General features: G+C 68.2%; 17 protein-coding genes. 11 read left to right on the top strand and 6 right to left on the bottom strand.

Annotated elements, in window-relative coordinates:
* The first annotated feature begins 12 nt into the window (after window positions 1-12).
* From macS to NM2_RS25360, 5 genes are all read left to right on the top strand, one after another.
* Window positions 13-1,182: a MacS family sensor histidine kinase gene (gene macS / locus NM2_RS25380; protein ID WP_067673560.1), complete on the top strand. Its 1,170-nt coding sequence runs from the start codon at window positions 13-15 to the stop codon at window positions 1,180-1,182.
* A gap of 325 nt (window positions 1,183-1,507) precedes the next feature.
* Window positions 1,508-2,140, top strand: coding sequence for a response regulator (locus NM2_RS25375; RefSeq protein ID WP_067673558.1), 633 nt, complete (start codon window positions 1,508-1,510; stop codon window positions 2,138-2,140).
* Between the two features lie 138 nt (window positions 2,141-2,278).
* Window positions 2,279-3,829, top strand: a complete 1,551-nt coding sequence (locus NM2_RS25370; protein WP_174575675.1) for an adenylate/guanylate cyclase domain-containing protein — start codon at window positions 2,279-2,281, stop codon at window positions 3,827-3,829.
* A 5-nt stretch (window positions 3,830-3,834) separates the two neighbouring features.
* Entirely contained in the window at window positions 3,835-5,001 is a 1,167-nt protein-coding gene (locus tag NM2_RS25365) for a lysylphosphatidylglycerol synthase transmembrane domain-containing protein (RefSeq protein ID WP_067673556.1), read from the top strand.
* A 28-nt stretch (window positions 5,002-5,029) separates the two neighbouring features.
* Window positions 5,030-5,389, top strand: coding sequence for a DUF3054 domain-containing protein (locus NM2_RS25360; protein WP_067673554.1), 360 nt, complete (start codon window positions 5,030-5,032; stop codon window positions 5,387-5,389).
* Here NM2_RS25360 and NM2_RS25355 read toward each other — a convergent pair whose 3' ends face one another.
* Window positions 5,390-7,069 carry an NTF2-like N-terminal transpeptidase domain-containing protein gene (locus tag NM2_RS25355; RefSeq protein WP_067673552.1) on the bottom strand — a complete coding sequence of 560 codons (1,680 nt, stop codon included), beginning with the start codon at window positions 7,067-7,069 and terminating at the stop codon, window positions 5,390-5,392. It lies immediately after the preceding gene.
* Window positions 7,070-7,348: 279 nt separating this feature from the next.
* Between NM2_RS25355 and abmR the strand changes: the two genes are divergently transcribed.
* Both abmR and aroQ read left to right on the top strand, forming a co-directional pair.
* A complete protein-coding gene (abmR, locus tag NM2_RS25350; protein ID WP_067673634.1) occupies window positions 7,349-7,954 on the top strand; it encodes an ATP-binding transcription factor AbmR in 606 nt (201 codons plus the stop codon).
* Between the two features lie 15 nt (window positions 7,955-7,969).
* Entirely contained in the window at window positions 7,970-8,401 is a 432-nt protein-coding gene (gene aroQ / locus NM2_RS25345; RefSeq protein ID WP_067673550.1) for a type II 3-dehydroquinate dehydratase, read from the top strand.
* Between the two features lie 200 nt (window positions 8,402-8,601).
* Here aroQ and NM2_RS25340 read toward each other — a convergent pair whose 3' ends face one another.
* A complete protein-coding gene (locus NM2_RS25340; RefSeq protein ID WP_067673633.1) occupies window positions 8,602-9,717 on the bottom strand; it encodes a glycerate kinase in 1,116 nt (371 codons plus the stop codon).
* Between the two features lie 434 nt (window positions 9,718-10,151).
* Here NM2_RS25340 and NM2_RS25335 point away from each other — a divergent pair, with 434 nt between their 5' ends.
* Window positions 10,152-10,469, top strand: coding sequence for a GNAT family N-acetyltransferase (locus tag NM2_RS25335; RefSeq protein WP_067673631.1), 318 nt, complete (start codon window positions 10,152-10,154; stop codon window positions 10,467-10,469).
* 7 nt (window positions 10,470-10,476) lie between these two features.
* Here the strand turns inward: NM2_RS25335 and NM2_RS25330 are convergent, their stop codons facing one another.
* On the bottom strand, window positions 10,477-11,238 hold the full coding sequence (locus NM2_RS25330; RefSeq protein WP_067673548.1) for a lysophospholipid acyltransferase family protein: 762 nt from the start codon (window positions 11,236-11,238) through the stop codon (window positions 10,477-10,479).
* Window positions 11,239-11,927: 689 nt separating this feature from the next.
* On the opposite strand from NM2_RS25330, the gene NM2_RS25325 reads away from it, so the two are divergent.
* From NM2_RS25325 to NM2_RS25315, 3 genes are all read left to right on the top strand, one after another.
* The gene (locus tag NM2_RS25325) at window positions 11,928-12,542 is read left to right on the top strand and encodes a YqgE/AlgH family protein (RefSeq protein ID WP_067673629.1); all 615 of its coding nucleotides are present in this window, start codon (window positions 11,928-11,930) and stop codon (window positions 12,540-12,542) included.
* Between the two features lie 66 nt (window positions 12,543-12,608).
* Window positions 12,609-13,196 carry a sigma-70 family RNA polymerase sigma factor gene (locus NM2_RS25320; RefSeq protein ID WP_084531537.1) on the top strand — a complete coding sequence of 196 codons (588 nt, stop codon included), beginning with the start codon at window positions 12,609-12,611 and terminating at the stop codon, window positions 13,194-13,196.
* The gene (locus NM2_RS25315) at window positions 13,193-13,939 is read left to right on the top strand and encodes an anti-sigma factor family protein (protein WP_245718212.1); all 747 of its coding nucleotides are present in this window, start codon (window positions 13,193-13,195) and stop codon (window positions 13,937-13,939) included. Before NM2_RS25320 ends, NM2_RS25315 begins: the two co-directional genes overlap by 4 nt.
* Window positions 13,940-13,949: 10 nt before the next feature.
* Here NM2_RS25315 and NM2_RS25310 read toward each other — a convergent pair whose 3' ends face one another.
* The 3 genes from NM2_RS25310 to NM2_RS25300 all read right to left on the bottom strand — a co-directional run bounded on the left by NM2_RS25310 (window position 13,950) and on the right by NM2_RS25300 (window position 16,882).
* Window positions 13,950-14,426, bottom strand: a complete 477-nt coding sequence (locus NM2_RS25310) for a DUF1772 domain-containing protein (protein WP_067673546.1) — start codon at window positions 14,424-14,426, stop codon at window positions 13,950-13,952.
* An 85-nt stretch (window positions 14,427-14,511) separates the two neighbouring features.
* Window positions 14,512-15,504 (bottom strand): aminotransferase class I/II-fold pyridoxal phosphate-dependent enzyme, encoded by a 993-nt coding sequence (locus NM2_RS25305; RefSeq protein ID WP_245718211.1) that lies wholly within the window; start codon window positions 15,502-15,504, stop codon window positions 14,512-14,514.
* 343 nt (window positions 15,505-15,847) lie between these two features.
* Window positions 15,848-16,882, bottom strand: a complete 1,035-nt coding sequence (locus NM2_RS25300; protein ID WP_067673545.1) for a 3-oxoacyl-ACP synthase III family protein — start codon at window positions 16,880-16,882, stop codon at window positions 15,848-15,850.
* Window positions 16,883-16,889 lie beyond the last annotated feature (7 nt).

Here is a 16,889-nt window from a genome sequence, read left to right as displayed (position 1 = left end):
CGGGTGCGTCTGATGGGCACGGCGGTTACCGGCGCGACCGCGCCGCTGTGGCGTGCGGCGCAGGCATTCCGCCTGGTCACGGCGCTCTATGCGATCGGCCAGGAGATCGCGTCGGCGCCGTATTACCGTCATCCCGGACTGAGCTGGGTCCTGATCGGACTGCTCGTGCTCTGGTCGGTCGTATCGGCGATGCTGTTGTCGCAGTGGCGGATCAGCACCTCGCCGCGGGTGCGCACGACGGTGGTGATCGGGGATCACCTGGTGGTGATCGCGCTGATGGCCGCCACCCGCCTGGTCGCCGATTACGCCTGGTTCCACGGACATCAGACCGTGCCGACGACGTTGTGGGCGGCCAACGCGGTGATCTCCGCGGCGATCGCGACGGGTCCGGTGGGCGGAGTGCTGTCGGGTGTGCTGATCTCGGCGGTGAGCATCGTCGTTCGCGCGCAATGGGAATTGGATCTGTGGTCCGACGCGACCGCGCCGATGCTGGTCTCGGTCGGATTGGCGCTGGGCCTTGCGGCCGATACCGCTCGCCGCGCACACCGTCAGCTGCAGCGCGCGGCCCTGCTCACCGCGGCCGCCCGCGAGCGCGAGCGACTCGCCCGCGAGGTGCACGACGGAGTGTTGCAGGTACTCAGCTACATCAAACGTCGCGGCAGTGAAATAGGCGGCCCCACAGCCGAATTGGCGCTGCGTGCCGCCGAACAGGAAGTGGCGCTGCGGGTGCTGCTGTCCGAGCAGAGCGCACCCGTGCCCGACGTCCCGGATTCCCCTGCCGCCGACCAGGATCTGCGTCCCCTGCTGACCGCCCAGGCATCCCCCTCGGTCTCGGTCTCCGCCCCCGCGGATCCGGTGCCGGTCCCCCGCGCGGCCGCCGCGGAACTGGCCGCCGTGGTCGCCGCCGCCCTGTCCAACACCGCGCTGCACGCCGGGTCCGCCGCGAAAGCCTATGTCCTGCTGGAGGATACCGGCGACGCGGTGATCCTGTCGGTCCGCGACGACGGTCCCGGCATCCCCGACGGCCGCCTCGCCGAGGCCGCCGCCCAGGGCAGAATGGGAGTGTCCCGATCCATCCTCGGCCGCATCGCCGCCCTCGGCGGCACCGCCGAACTGCGCACCGACGACGGCACGGAGTGGGAATTCCACCTCCCGCGCCATCGACCGACCCCGAAGGGATGAGATGAGCCAGGACGTCGCACCTCGCAGGACATCCCCCGCATCGGTGGGCTCGGCAGCTCGGGGCCGCACCGCCGCATCGCAATCCACTGCCGCACCGAAAGACTCCGCACCACCGGAAACCACTGCCACACCGGATGACTCGACATCGACTGCGACCGGCGCAGCCCGGCTGGAGCCGCCATCTCCGGCAAATCCGGTGTCGGCGAGCCCTTTCGCATCATCGCAAGCCCCTGCGTCGCCGGCTTCCCCTGCACCGCCGGAGACTCCGGCACAGTCGAAATCGTCTCCATCACCGGAAATACCCGCACAACAACCGATTTCAGTGATGGTGGTGGACGACCACCCGATGTGGCGGGACGGGGTGTCGCGGGATCTGACCGAGGCCGGATTCGAGGTGAGCGCGACCGCGGACGGTGTGGCGGCGGCCGCGCGCCGGGCCGCGGCGGTGCAACCCGATGTGGTGCTGATGGATATGCAGCTCCCGGACGGGAACGGCGCACAGGCCACCGGCGACATCCTGCGGGTCTCGCCCGGCAGCCGGGTGCTGGTGCTGTCGGCCTCGGCCGAACGCGCCGACGTCCTGGACGCGATCAAGGCCGGGGCAACGGGTTATCTGGTCAAGAGCGCGTCCGCGGCCGAGCTGATCGACGCCGTGCGCGCCACCGCGGCTGGTCAGGCGGTGTTCACCCCGGGCCTGGCCGGCCTGGTCCTGGGCGAGTACCGCCGCATCGCCAGTGCGCCCGCCGACCGCGACGCGCCGCATCGACCCGCCCTCACCGACCGGGAGACCGAGGTGTTGCGCCTGGTCGCCAAGGGCCTGTCCGCCAAGCAGATAGCCACCCGGCTGAGCCTGAGCCACCGCACGGTGGAGAACCACGTGCAGGCCACGCTGCGCAAACTCCAGCTCGCGAACCGGGTGGAATTGACCCGCTACGCCATCGAACAGGGCCTCGAGTAACGCCCCGGCCGGGCGGGACACCGGTCCGGACAGCGTCACGGGACCCGCGAAAGCTCCTACGACGCGCTGTAGATTGGTGATCGTGTCAGCGTCCCCCCGAGCCGTACCAGCCGCACCTCGCACATCTCGGTAGCAGGCATGGACTCGACACATCTGGAAGCGGTCAAACAGACCATGCGGACGCGCTGGCCGCTGTACCTGGCCTCGATGCTCGCCGCCAACGCCTTCGGCGCGATCCTGGTCTACGCCTTCATCCAGTACGGTCTGCCCGCCCCCGAGGGCTACCCGACCGGCGTGCGCCGCACGGGCCTGCTGATTCCGCTGTCGGTCTTCGTGATCGGCGGCATTCTCAGCCTGACCGCCTCGGCCCTGATGTTGCGGCCGGTGATGCGCTGGCAGGTGCGCGGCGGCCCGCCCAGCCGTCAGGAGCAGATGGCCGCCCTGCACGCTCCGCTGCGTCAGTCGATCGTGCATCTGCTGCTGTGGCTGGTGGGCGGCGCGGTCCTGGGCGGGACGATCATCGTGGACTCACCGCAGCTCGCGGCCGCGGTCATCGTCACCGAATGTATGGCCGCGACCATCGTGTTCGGTTTCACCTACATGCTGGGTGAGCGGATTCTGCGGCCGGTCGCCGCGCACGCGCTCTCGACCGGCACGTTCGACCACACCCTCACCCCCGGCGTCGGCACCCGCATGGCGATGACCTGGGGTATGGGCACATTCGCGCCGGTCATCGCGATCGTGCTGCTGTGCACCACCCAGATCACCTCGCAGGTGCACTTCTCCTCGCGTTCGCTGGCGGTGTCGATCCTGCTGCTGTGCGGCGTGGTGATCATGCAGGCGCTGGCGTTGTCGATGCTGACCGGCGCGAGCATCTCCGATCCGGTGCGTCAGCTCTCCCGGGCCATCGACCGGGTGCAGGAGGGTGCGCACGACGTGCAGGTCGAGGTGTTCGACGGTTCGGAGATCGGCCTGCTGCAGGTCGGGTTCAACCGGATGATGGAGGAGGCCGCGCAACGTCGCGAACTGCAGGAGTTGTTCGGCCAGCACGTCGGCGAGGAGGTCGCCCGGCGCGCGCTCGAGTACGGCACCGAACTGGGCGGTGAAACCCGGTTCGTGGCAGTGCTGTTCGTCGATATGGTCGGTTCCACCGCGACGGCCGCCGAACGTCCGCCGACCGAGGTGGTCAGCCTGCTCAACGAATTCTTCCGCGTCGTCGTGGATGTCATCGACCGGCACAACGGCCTGATCAACAAGTTCGTCGGCGATGCCGCACTGGCCATCTTCGGCGCGCCCCTGGACCGGCCCGACGCGCCCACCGCCGCCCTGGCCGCCGCCCGCGACCTGCGCGAGGCGTTGCGCGAGGTGCCCGGATTGGACATCGGCATCGGCGTCTCGGCCGGACTCGCCGTCGCCGGGAACATCGGGGCGGCCAACCGATTCGAGTACACCGTGATCGGCGATCCGGTGAACGAGGCGTCCCGGCTCACCGAGCTGGCCAAGGAACGTCCCGAACGCGTGCTGACCTCGGGCAGCGCCCTGTACTTCGCCGACGCCGCCGAACAGGCGCACTGGGAATCGGGCGAGGAGGTGCAGCTGCGCGGCCGCCGCCGCAAGACGCGGCTGGCCTGGCCCACCTCCGGTGCGGACGGTGGAGCTACTGCCGATCGACCGCACTCATTAGGCTGACCCCTGTGACGGCCCATCGCGAACCAGCCGGTGACCCCGTGCCGGTCCCGGCACGGGCCCGCCGAGGCCGATTCTGGTGGGTGAAATGGCTGCTCGGCGCCGCTGTCTCGGCCCTGCTGGTCGCCGAGGGCATCTACATCTATCCGCGCCTGCACGAATCCTGGGAGAACCTCACCGAACTGCATTGGGGCTGGGCCGCGGTCTGCGTGATCATGCAGGCGATCTCGATGAGCGGATTCGCCCGCATCCAGAAGCAGCTGATGAATGCGGGCGGGGTGCAGGTGAGTCAGCGGCGATCGCTGTCGGTGGTCTACGGCGCGACCGCGATGTCGGTGACATTGCCAGCGGGCCCGATGTTCTCCACGGCCTTCACCTACCGCCAGACCCGGCGCTGGGGTGCGAGCCCGATCGTGGCCTCCTGGCAGCTGGTGTTCTCCGGCGTCATCGGCGCGGCGGGCATGGTGCTGCTCGGGCTGGGCGGTGCCGCTCTGGTCGGCGATCGGGTCGGCCCGTGGAAGGTGGTGCTGTCCCTCGGCGCGCTGGTCCTGATCGTGGTCGCGGGCAACTATGCCTCCGGCAATCCGGGCTCGCTGCGGTCGCTGCTGCGTCGAATCCTGCGTCTGATCAACCGGATTCGCCATCATCCGCCCGAGGCGGGGATGGATCGGATCGAGGAGATCCTGCATCAGCTCGAATCGGTCGAACTGAGCCGGCGCGACGGCGCGCTGGTCACCGTCTGGGCGCTGATGCACCGGCTCGGTGACGTGGCGTGTCTGGGCGCGGCCTGTTACGCGGTCGGCGCGGGACCGCGGGTGGCCGCGCTGATGGTGGTGTTCAGCGTGGGCAAGGCGGTGGGCAGCATCCCGTTCGCGCCGGGCGGGATCGTCTATGTCGATGCCACGCTGATCTACAGCCTGACCGCCGTCGCCGGGCTGCCCGCCGCGCAGGCGGTCGCGGCGGCGGGTGTGTATCGGCTGGTCAGTTTCATCCTGGTGGCGATCACCGGCTGGATCGTGTTCGCGTTCCTGTTCCGCGGGCGACAAGCCGGGGACGCGGAATACGAGAAGGAATTCGAGGAACGTTCGCTGCTGACCGATCAACGATCACGCGGGGAGAACCGGCCGTCCGCGAACGCCGAATCCGGGGACGAGAAGCAGCCGCCGACCGAATGAGCATCGTGCGCCGATTACGCTTCACCGCGTGAAGAGATTGGTGCCGTTCATTCTGGACGTGGTGTTGGTGATCGTGTTCTGTGTGATCGGCCGACGCAGTCACCACGAAGGAATCGTCAGCGCCGGACTGTTCCGCACGCTGTGGCCGTTCGGGATCGGGCTGCTGCTGGGCTGGGCGCTGGCCGCACTACTGGGCGCGCGCGACCGATTCGACGCCCGGACGCTCTGGACCGCCGGTGTGACGGTGTGGCTGTCGACGTTGATCATCGGCATGGTGCTGCGAGTGATCAGCGGTCAGGGCATCGCATTCAGTTTCGTGCTGGTGGCCGCGTCGGTGCTGGCGTTGTTCCTGCTCGGCTGGCGGGCGGCCTGGAAAGCGATCGGCTGATCACTTGTCGGGTGTGGCGAACGATTTCAGCATGAGCGCCGCCATCCGCGAGGTCGCATTGCCGCTGTCGATGTCGTCGATGTGGATCGCGAACGCCAGATCGCCCATATTGCCGATCAGCCAGCCGCTGGTCCCCGCGGTCGCCTCGAACGCGTTGACACCCTGATAGGCGCGCAGGCTGGCCAGATCCGGACCGGCGGCGGCCGAATCACGCAGCATGGCACGCAATTTGTCCAGCACCGGCCCGGGCAGCGGGGACAGCTGGGCATCGGTCGTCGCGGGACGGCCGATCTCGATCATCGGCGGCGCGACCGAACCGCGCACGATGCTGGCCGCCGCGATCGCCATCCCGAACGTGCTGGCCAGGATGGGATCCGAACCGCCCTCCTTGACCTGCTCGAAGCCGCGTCCGGCGATGGGCAGGCGGCCGCTGGTCTCGTCCAGTCCGGGCACCTTGAAGCCGATGCCGACGCCCAGATCCGCCGCGGCCTGTGCGGCGTCCTGCACCGAAACGTCCTGCGGGGACTTGTTCTTCATGATTCCGGCGGCCGCTTTGAACAGGTCCATATTGCTGCCGGCCGGATACGCGGTGGTGAACGCGGGTGAACCCTGCGCACTGGCCTGATTGTTCTGCGCGGCGGCGACGACCGCGCCGGTGGACGGCTGGATCGCCACGATCGAGGCCGCGGTGCCGACGCTGACCACCGCGTCCTCGGCGGCGCGCTGCAACTTCTGATCCATGGTGGCGGCGATGTCCGGGCCGGGCGGGCCCTGATTTCCGGCCAGCTGGGTGACCATCGCACCGTCCGGTCCGAACAGCTGGACGCCCCAGCCGCGGTGCGCATCCTTGTTGGCCTGCTGGACCTTGATGTACGCATCGGTCAGCGGCGACCAGACGCGACGATCGGAGACGACGAGTTTCGGCTGTTTCTCCATGACCACGCCCGGAATCGCGGCCATCCGCGGTTCCAGGATCGCGAAATCGTCGTCCCGCAACGAGACCGCGACGACCGGCTTACCCTGGGCGGCCTGCAACTGCTGCATCAGATCGGCGCCGGTGATCAGCGGTGCGACGGGTGAGATGGCGTCGGCGAGGGCGTTGGTGGTGGCGACGGGATCGGTCGTCTTGGCCGGATCGATCTTGACGGTGTTGATGTTCTGCTCGGACATCAACGGCGCGCCGACGTTGTCGTTCACCTTGGGCGGCGGGGTGGCGTCGGTGCGCACGAGTTTGACCGTGCGGGTGTTGTCCAGCTGCGGGATCACCAAGGTCGGATCCCACGAGATCCGCCAGCCGACCGCCAATTTGCGGATGCTGCCCTGCAGGTCGAAGTTCCAGTCCTTACCGGGCCCGAAGTTCCAGTCCGCCTTGAGGTTGAACATGGCCGACGCGTTGTCCAGCCCGATGTACTGCACGACCTTGTAATCGGGTTTGCCGGGATTGAGCCCGTTGAACAGTTGCTTCAGCGTTGCCTGCGCACCGCTGGGGTACGAGGTGAGATCCGCGGCGTCCGCGGCGTTCCGGTCATCCAGCAGGCTGGTGAATCGATTGACGATGGACTCGGGATCGGTCGGGTTGCTCTGGAACCCGCACGCCCCCATCGCGATCGCCAGGACAGCCGCCCCTGCAAGTGCCGCTGCGCCCCGAACGCGAATGCGGCGGGATCCCCACACATCCATATCGCCCACTCTTCACTCTTGTCACTCCAGCAACGAGAACAACCGTACCCGACAGATTCGTTCACGATGGCCGCCTTGACATCGTCCGCATTCTCCATGCTCAGCGACCACAATAATGCCCGTTTACCGACAACCGTCGCACCGCCTGCCGATTACCCCCCGTGTTCGCCGCCTGGTCTGCTCAAAGTCCGTTCTCGGACAGCGGAACCACGGTGACAACTATCGGCGTAATCTTGTAATCACTCTTACAAGAAGGCGATGCAAGCGAGGTTGGAGCTCATGAGACATGGACAACGCGGGCACGGCTTCGGCCGTCCCGGTGGCTGGCAGCAGGCCGATCTACCCGACGCCGCCGATGCGCCGGACTGGTTTGCTGGCCGGTTGCCAACTGAATGGTTCAGCGGCGCGCCGATCATCGAGATCGACCGCGACGAGATCGTCGTGATCGGCACTCTCCGGCCCGACGCACCCGAGGGACCCGCCGACGCACCCGAGGCCGACGCCGATCAGCCGACCGCGCAGATTCCGCGCGCCACCCAGGAAGGCCAGGTCGCCCGCTTCCGCGAGTCGACCCGCCCGGCCCGCATGCGGATCGCGCAGGAGGCGCAGGGCCGGTTCGGACGCACGGTCTCCTGGGGCGTGCTGCTCGGCGACGAGCGAATCCTGTTCACCCACCAGGCCGTTCCGGTGATGACGCGGCTGCGTCAACCCGAACGCAAGGTGCTGGACACGCTGGTCGACGCCGGCGTGGCCCGTTCCCGCTCGGACGCGCTGGCCTGGACGGTGAAACTGGCCGGTAAACACGCCGAGGAATGGCTCGCGGAATTGCGCGAGGCGATGAGCAAGGTGGACACCCTGCGCGCGGAGGGTCCCAAGGGCCTGTGAGTTAGCGTGTCCCTCATGCCAGCTCCGATCCTTGTGCTCAACGGGCCGAATCTGAACATGTTGGGCACTCGTCAGCCCGAGGTCTACGGCTCGGACACCCTCGACGACGTGGTCGAGCTGTGCCGCCGGACCGCCGAGCGATTCGATCGTGAGATCAGCGCGTTCCAGTCGAATTCCGAGGGCGCGCTGATCGACCGGATTCATGCCGCACGCGGTGCGGAATCGGCCATCGTGATCAATCCCGGCGGACTCACGCACACCTCGGTCGCGTTGCGTGACGCGCTGGTCATCCCGGAGGTGCCGATCGTCGAGGTGCACATCTCGAATGTGCATGCGCGCGAGGAGTTCCGGCACCATTCCTACATCTCACCCATCGCCACGGGCGTCATCGCCGGACTGGGCATTCAGGGGTACGCCGCGGCCATCGAATTCCTCTGCGCTCGTTGATATTCGGGTGATCGCCGGATTCACCGAGCGCCACGGTGTCGCCTGTCCACAATGACGCTCGTCGCGGAACCCCGCGCGATCCCAATGGTCGATGCGGACGAACAGCACCGCATGTCCGGGCATATCCGTTGCGTCGGTTGCCGAACCTGTTCTCGCGCAGTTGTTCTCGATAGGCTACTGCGGTGTCGGGACCGATCCGGTCAGCAATGGTCCGCGGCGATCCGTTCCCCGACGCGTTCGAGCAGTTCCGCCGCGTGCGTCATCGAGCGGGCTGGGTCGGGTTCGAGGTCGGTGAGGGGGTAGCAGGCGTCGAATCCGGCCTCGCGCAGGCGATCATCGGTGAGCAGGCAGCGTCCGGCGACGGCGACGACCGGGATTCCGGCGGCGCGGGCGGCCGCCGCGACGCCGACCGGGCCCTTGCCGTGCAGGGTCTGCTCGTCGAGTGAACCCTCCCCGGTGACGACCAGGCTCGCCCGGTCGAGCAAGCGGGGGAAGTCGATCAGTTCGAGGATCACCTCGATACCGGGGCGTTCGACGGCTCCGAGCACCGCCATGGCCGCGAATCCGGTGCCGCCCGCCGCGCCCGCACCGGGACGTTCGGCCTGCGACGGGTCGACCACCTTCGCCCAATTGGCAAGAGCCGCTTCGAGTATCACGCATTCCCGGGGACTCGCGCCCTTCTGCGGCGCGAAAATCGCTGCCGCGCCGTGCGTTCCGAGCAGTGGATTGTCCACGTCGCTGGCGAGGGTCAACGACGCAGCGGCGAGCCCCGGATGCATCCCGGTCCGGTCGAGGTGTACCGCATGCGCCAATGCCACTCCACCCCTGGGTATTTCGTCACCCTGCGCGTCGAGGATCCGCATCCCCAACGCGGTCAGCATGCCCGCCCCGCCGTCGGTGGAGGCACTGCCGCCGACACCGAGGACGATCTCCCGCGCACCCCGATCCAGCGCGTGCGCGATCACCTGGCCCAGCCCGTAGGTACTCGCATGCAGCGGGTCGGGCCCATCGGGCAGGGTCGCCGGTCCCACGACCGAAGCTAGCTCGATCACCGCCGTCCCCTCCCGCACCGCATAAGCGCTCGCGCCCGGTTCCCCCCCGGCGCCGGCCGCCCGCACCGCAACCCGCTCCCATCCCGCCGCCAGAAACGCGTCCACGGTCCCGTCCCCGCCATCGGCAACCGGAACCTGCGCGACCTCGATCCCCGGCTCGCGCCCGATTCCCGCCGCCAACGCCGCAGCCACCTCGGGCGCGGTCAACGACCCCTTGAACTTGTCCGGCGCCACCACAACCCGCCGCCACTCCGGCTCCCGCATGTCGCTATTCTGCGGCAGCGCACGCCTGCCCGCGCGTTTGCCGGCTGGCACACCCGAACCGCACACACGCGGGCGCGAGGCACTCCGCACCCGGGCGGACCTCGCGGACAGTTCGACGCACCGCCGGCCATTACCGGCTCATCGCATCATTCCGCGACGTGCCCGCCGCCGTTTGCACAGCGGTGCGAGGTCACCGAGCCGATCGACCTGGGGCACAGCCCATGCGGGCTTACCGCCGGGGTATGGCAGGGGTGTCGTCCGATTCCCTCGCACCTACATCTCGGCGCAACAGCACAGGGCACATCGCCTCACCAGCGGAGTCACACCGACCGCACTGCGGAAAAATCAGGCGAAACGCGCTTCGACAAGAATTGCTCCGACGAAATCGGCCGTACCGTGCAACGTTGCCGGGCCGCACGTTCTACGCTCGATCGATGACATCCGGCCCGGAAGTCCGCGACAACACCGTCGAGGATCGGTTCGAATTGTTCGTCGACGGGAACCTCGCGGGTATCGCGGAATATCAGGACACCGTCTCGGAGCGGGCCTTCGTGCACACGGAGGTGTTCGGAGACTATTCGGGAAAGGGGTATGCGCGCCAGCTCGTGGACGCCGCGTTGGACGACACGCGGGAGCAGGGGTTCGGGGTGCTACCGCTGTGCCCGATGGTGCGGCACGTCGTCCAGACGCAGCCGGAATATCTGGCGCTGGTCCCGGCGTGGGCGCGAGCGCGGTTCGAATTGCCGCAGTGAGCGCGGGTCAGTAGGCCGCGACCGCGCCGTCCAGGGCCTGCTGGAGTTCGGTGCGCACCAGCCGCGCGACCTCGGCGGGGCGGGCGGGCAGTTCGGGCACCGGAACCCCGAAGTGGAAGCTGGCCGAGATCGCCTCGGGCTTGGTCGGTTCCACCGCCGGATCGGCGCGCGGGCCGTAGCTGAGCCCGAGACTGACCAGCGCCGGACGCGCGCCCAGTTTCATCGCCCGGAACGCGATGTGCCCGACGCCGCTGCCGACGGCCTGCACCTGCGTGGGATCCACGTCGTTGCAGGTGCCCTCGGGGAATATCGCGATACCGTCCCCGCGCGCCATCCGCTCGGCGCAGGTGTCGATCATCAGCTGTCCGGCCGCGTTCACCGCCCGCAATCCGTGGTCCTTCCCGCGAAAGACCGGAATTCCGCCCATCATGTCGATCCGCCGCCGCAGATCGTCCGCGACGAACAGTTCGTCCTTGGCCAGCACCCGCGTCCGCCCGATCACCGGCCGCAACCCGCTGCGCCAGGCCGCCGCGGCCACGGTGTACGGGTCCTGCTGCGACAGATGATTGATCACGATCAACAGCGGCCGCCGCTGCGAGATCAACTGCCGCAACGCCTCCCGAGCCCCCGCCGCATACCCGATCCGCGGCCGGTACCGCCGCGCGAGCACCGCATAAGCCCCCCACGCCGACAGCCGATTCTGCCGGTGCTCCCGATAGAAGTCGTACACGACATCACTGTTCTCGAGCACGACCTCGGGCCGTTCCATATCTTCGCGCCCCATACCTTCGCTTCCGCTTCGCTCTACCGGGGCCAGGCCCCTCGGGGCGATTCTCCACTCCGAATCACCCCGCGGCCAGCCTTACAGCGCCCGCCGCACCAGGTATGCGAAATGCAGTCTCGACAGAGCCCGATCCTGCCAGAGCGCATCAGGCGGAGCATCCCGGCGAAGCCGAGTTCCACCCGCCCGAGACAACGCCGACAACAAGGCCGCCGCCCGGATTCATTCCGGACTGACCAGAGCGGAACAAACGAGTCGGATATCGCCCGAACCGATGCCAGAACGTCCAGCATGTCCGGTATCCACCTCACCGCGAATGCCACCGAATCCTGAGCGAGGCCTGCCCTGTCCAGGATCGACTGGAACGTAGACACTGTGCGGGCAGGGAAGACCAGTCCATGAGGGCCCCATCCCGCCAGAGTGCATGAGCCAGAACATTTCAGCGCACTTGAGTTCCACCCGCCCCGAAACACGTCGACTCCTGGCCGGGGCCCGCCCCGGTCCTGGACTGACCGGAGCGCCAGGAGCGAAGCGGGGGAGCGGAGGGAGGGAAGGCACCGGGGTCACGAGGGCCCCGGCCCACCGGAGCGAAGCGGAGGCCAAAGACACAGCCCCGCCGCAGCGAAGCGGAGGCAGATAACACAGCGCGCGGGGGGATGCGGTGCGATGATGGCTTGGTGGCACGCGCAGAGGAACACGGCGACCGCTCTCGACGGGAATCCCGGCGCGAGGAACAGGCGGTGCGGCCCGGGACGCTGCTGGTTTCGGCGACCGACCTGGTCGAGGCGTCGTTCCGGCGGACCGTCGTGTACATCGTCGAGCACAACGACGCGGGCAGCCTCGGCGTCGTGCTGAATCGCCCGAGCGACACCGCCGTGCGGGATGTGCTGCCGCGCTGGTCGGATCTGGCCGCCTCGCCGCGCACGCTGTACGTCGGCGGGCCGGTCAAACGCGATGCCGCGCTCTGTCTGACCACTGTCAAGGTCGGTACCGCGATCAATCGCATCGATGGTCTGCGCCGGGTGGACGGCCGGGTGGCGCTGCTGGATCTGGATTCGGATCCGGACACGATCGCGCCGCTGGTCGAGGGCATCCGCATTTTCGCCGGATACGCGGGCTGGACCTTCGGCCAGCTGGAGGGCGAACTCGAGCGCGGCGACTGGATCGTGCTCTCGGCGCTGCCCTCGGACCCGATCGCGCAGCCCGGTGACCTGTGGGCGCAGGTGCTGCGCCGCCAGCCGCTACCGTTGTCGCTATTAGCGACACATCCGATCGAACTAGAACGCAATTGACTGCGTATATAGCTAGTGTGGCCACGACATCCGCGCGCCCACCGCGGCGCCTGAAACGCTGAGCCGATGGCGAACTCACCGCGGGCGGCCAGTGAGGGCGCGGAAACCCAACCCTTCCGAGGCGTTGCGCCGCCGGTCCCGGACGGCGCGTCGCAGGCTCAGGCGGAGTTGCTGCGAGCGCTGTACGACCAGCACGCGCAGGCACTGTGGCGGTACACCTACAGCCAGGTCGGCGATGCCGGCCGAGCCGAGGACATCGTCCAGGAGACGCTGTTGCGGGCCTGGCAGCGGCCGAATGTGCTCGATCAGTCGACCGCCTCGGCGCGGGCCTGGTTGTTCACCGTCGCCCGCAACATGGCCGTCGACGAGCATCGCAGTGCTCGCAACCGGCGCGAGTTCCGCACGGACAATCCGCCCGAGCAGGCCAGTCCCGATCAGGCGGACCGAGCGCTGGACAGCTGGTTGATCACCGACGCACTGGCCCGGTTGAGCACCGACCACCGCGAGGTGATCGTCCGCGCGTACTACCGTGGCCTGTCGACTCAGCAGATCGCGATGGAACTGTCCATTCCCGAGGGCACCGTGAAGTCCCGCATGCACTACGGGATGCGCGCGTTGCGTTCGGCATTACAGGAGATGGGGGTGACGAAGTGACGGACGTCCCCCGGATCGGGGAGGACGAGGCGGTGGTCCCGGACGGGGACGACTACGTGATGTGGGATGCGCCGTACGTCCTGGGATCCCTCAGCCGCGCCGAGCGGCTGCGCTACGAGGCGCATCTGGCCGAGTGCGCGTCCTGCCGCGATGCCGTGGCCGAATTATCGGGTCTGCCGGGGCTTCTCGGTCAGGTCGATCCCGAAGTGGCACTGGCGCTGATCGATACGCCCCCCGCACCGAAACTCATTGCCGTACAGCAGGATCAGCAACAAGCCGAGCAGCCGCGCGCCGAACCCCGCGGGCACCGCCGGGACCGCTGGATCACGATCGGCGCGGCGGTGGCGGCGGCCGCCGCGGCGGTGGTGATCGCCGTCCCGATCACCATCGCGATCGAGCGCCACCCCGAGCAGCCGTCGACCGAACAGGTCGTCGCCGAACGGCAACTGGCCCCGGTGCTGCCCTCGCCGGTCACCGCGAGTTACAAACTCGTCGAGGTGCCCGGCGGGACGCGTATCGAAATGTCGTGCACCTATTCACCTTCGGAGACCGACTACACCTGGCAGGGTGCGCTGTGGGTGCAGCACGCCGACGGCACCGAGGCGATGGTGGCGCAGTGGACGGCCCACCCGGGCCAGACCCTCACCCCCGACGGAACCACCGCCGTGCCCCCGGACCAGATCCGTTCGGTGCAGATCCGCGATGCGATCACCAACCAGGTGATCCTCAGCAGCTCGCTCTGAGGGCAACCGCTCAGAGCAGGGCGATCGCGGCACACAGGGCAGCTATCACGATGCCCTGCAACGCGATTCGGTACCCGGCGACGGCATCCCAGGAATCCTGCAGTGCACGGGCGTTGTCCGGGATGACGCCGGTCCGGGCGGCGGCGGTCTGGGCGGTGTTGATCGGTTTGGCGATGCGCAGGTAGATGCCGCCCCAGATCAGCAGGGCGACAAGGGCTGTCGCGGCGGCAATCGCGCCGCCCGCGCGTCCCGCGACGGCGGCGAACACGAGGGTGAGCACGGTGGCGATCATCCCGGTGGCGCCGACGAAGGGCATCCGGCGGTCGGCGAAGTAGTGCCCCCAGCCTGCGCTGACGGTCATCGTCTCGTCGTCGAGCTGTCGGTAGACCGATCGCATGACCATCCCGGCGAGGACGTCCGTGCCGTAGACGACGCCGTTGCCGAGTACGGCAATCGTGGCCAGGACCTGGGCTGTTGTGCTGAGCATCGAAATCTCCCACTTCCTATCTAGCAACGCTAGGTATTGAAGCAAAGATAACAGTGCGCAGCTAGGTTGTCTAGCGTCGCTAGATTCAAGAGGTCCGGGCCCGCCCGGGATCGGCCGGAGCCGTCAGCGACCACACACCGGATTCATGGCCCGCCCGCTCGGCCCGGACCAGCGCCGGACCGCACAGCGCTCGCTCCACCGCCCGATCCGCGACCGCATCACCCACGGCGATGCGCGCGCTGCCATCGGGATAGCCCTTCGCCGCGATCCCCGCGCGAGCCAGCGTCTCGACCATGCCCGGTCCGGGCAGGTACAGGAAGTTCGCGCGACTGCGCGGGACGCGAATACCACTGCGACGCAAGGTCGTTCGCAGCATCTCACGCCCGACGGTGATCCGCAGGACCCGCTCGCTCAACTCCGTCGCCGCGGCATAGGACGCCGCCACGGCGGCGGTCGCCGTATCCGGCGTCCCGAACGGCAATTGCAGCCGACGCACCCGGCGCACCAGATCCCGATGCCCGAACGCGTAACCGATCCGCAGTCCGGCCAGCCCGTACGCCTTCGAGAACGTCCGTACGATCAGCAGATTCGGATATCGCGCGACGAGCTCGAGCGGATCCAGCATCTCCTCGACGCTCAGGAATTCGACATACGCCTCGTCCAGGATCACCGGAACATGCCGGGGCACACCGAACAGGAACGCCTTCAACTCACTGGCAGCGGGCACGGTCCCGGTCGGATTGTGCGGGCGGCACACCACCACCAGCGCCGTCCGCTCGTCGATCGCGCGTGACATCTCCCACAGATCCTGCCGACCGGACGAGTCCAGCGGCACCGCGAAAGTTTCCAGCCCCGCCATGGCCGCCATGATCGGATACCCGTCGAAGGTCGGCGAGGCGAACACCATCCCCCGCGCCGGCCCGGCCAGCGTCTGCATGATCTGCAGAATCACGCCCGTAGCCCCCGCGCCGACCACCACCTGATCGGCATCGACCCCCACCCGGTCCGCGATCAGCCGCGGCAGCCGATCGGGCAAGAACTCCGGATACCGATTCGCATGCGCGAGAACGGAATTCACTGCCTCCAACACCGAAGGCAAGGGCGGAAAAGGGTTCTCACTCAACGTCAGATCGAACCGCCCAACCCCGGTGCCCCGCCCGTGCGCCCCCTCTCCGTGCCCGACCACGGCCCGAGCCCTGTGCCGCACCGGCCATTCCGAACTCCCGCCGCCGCGTATCACCAACGGCCGCATACCATCCCCAGCAGTCGGAGTACTCATCGCACCTCTCCTCCGTGAACAACCCCGACCGAACTACGGACCTGGGCGAACGCGACCTGCGCCGCCACATTCACCGACCGGCCGACCCCGGCGCACCCCGGCAGCCCGGGCGGTCGCGGCAGACTCTCGGCGCGGTCGACGCTCATCGCGCGGCACCCCAGCGCACCGCCGCGGCCCCGGCGAAATCACCGGCGTGGGCGAAGGCGGACATCAGGACTATCGATCCGTTGCGCAGGCGGCCCGCCTGGTTCTCGATGTCGAGGGTGACGGGAATGCCTGCGGCGAAAAGGTTTCCGCAGCGGTCGAAGGTGTCGGGATGACGTTCGGCCGGCAGTTCCAGGGCGTCGTGCCAGTTGCGCAGGAACAGGCGGTTGGGCTGGTTGGTGACGAAGGTGTCGATATCGCGGCCCTTCACCCCGATGCGGTCGCAGACGGCCAGGGCGACCTCGGGCACGAGGCGATTGCCCCGGGCGAAGACCTTGGTGATCTTGGATTCGGTGAAGCTCACGCAGGGCTGTCCCTCGCCGGGCTCCCACCATTTGCGCTCGGAGCCGGTGTTGAAATCCATATCCCCGGCGAACTCCGGATACGTGCGCGTCTCGACGTCCAGAATCGGCGCGTCGTCGTTGCGAACGAGCAATCCGACGCCGCAACCGTCACCGGGCACCGGCGCCTGGGCGAGCTTACGGATATCGGGCTGGGTGAACACCGCCCCGGCCGAATTCTGGATCGTGGCGATCAGCGCGGACCGAGCGTCGGTGGTACGCAGGATCATTCGCGCCAGCTGCATCATGTACACGAAGGCCGCGCAGCCGCTGTTCTGGATGTCCAGCACCGTCGAGGGCCGCATGCCGAGCCGCCGCGCGACCTCCGGGCCGCAGCCGACGATCGGGTTGTACGGCAGCTGAGTATGCGTCAGCAGCACATCGACATCGGAGATCGCCTGTGCCCCATGACGTTCCACCAGTGGTTCGACGGCCTTGGCCACCATGTCCATCGCGGTCTCCTCACGGTCGACGTGATGTCGCGTCGCGGGGGAGCGGAACATGACGTTCTTCGCCATCCGCGCCGAGCGCATGTACGGGGTGAAATACTCCGTGCCCACCGGCTCACCGGGCAGATAGCTCGCCACATCGATCAGGCTGACCGGCGCGAGTCCGGGGTCGGTCGATTCCATCGAAAGC

Source organism: Nocardia miyunensis NBRC 108239 (genome assembly GCF_001613065.1).
Taxonomy (GTDB): Bacteria; Actinomycetota; Actinomycetes; order Mycobacteriales; family Mycobacteriaceae; genus Nocardia; species Nocardia miyunensis.
Note: the sequence above shows the minus strand (reverse complement) of the source record. Positions and strands in the feature narration are given on the sequence as shown.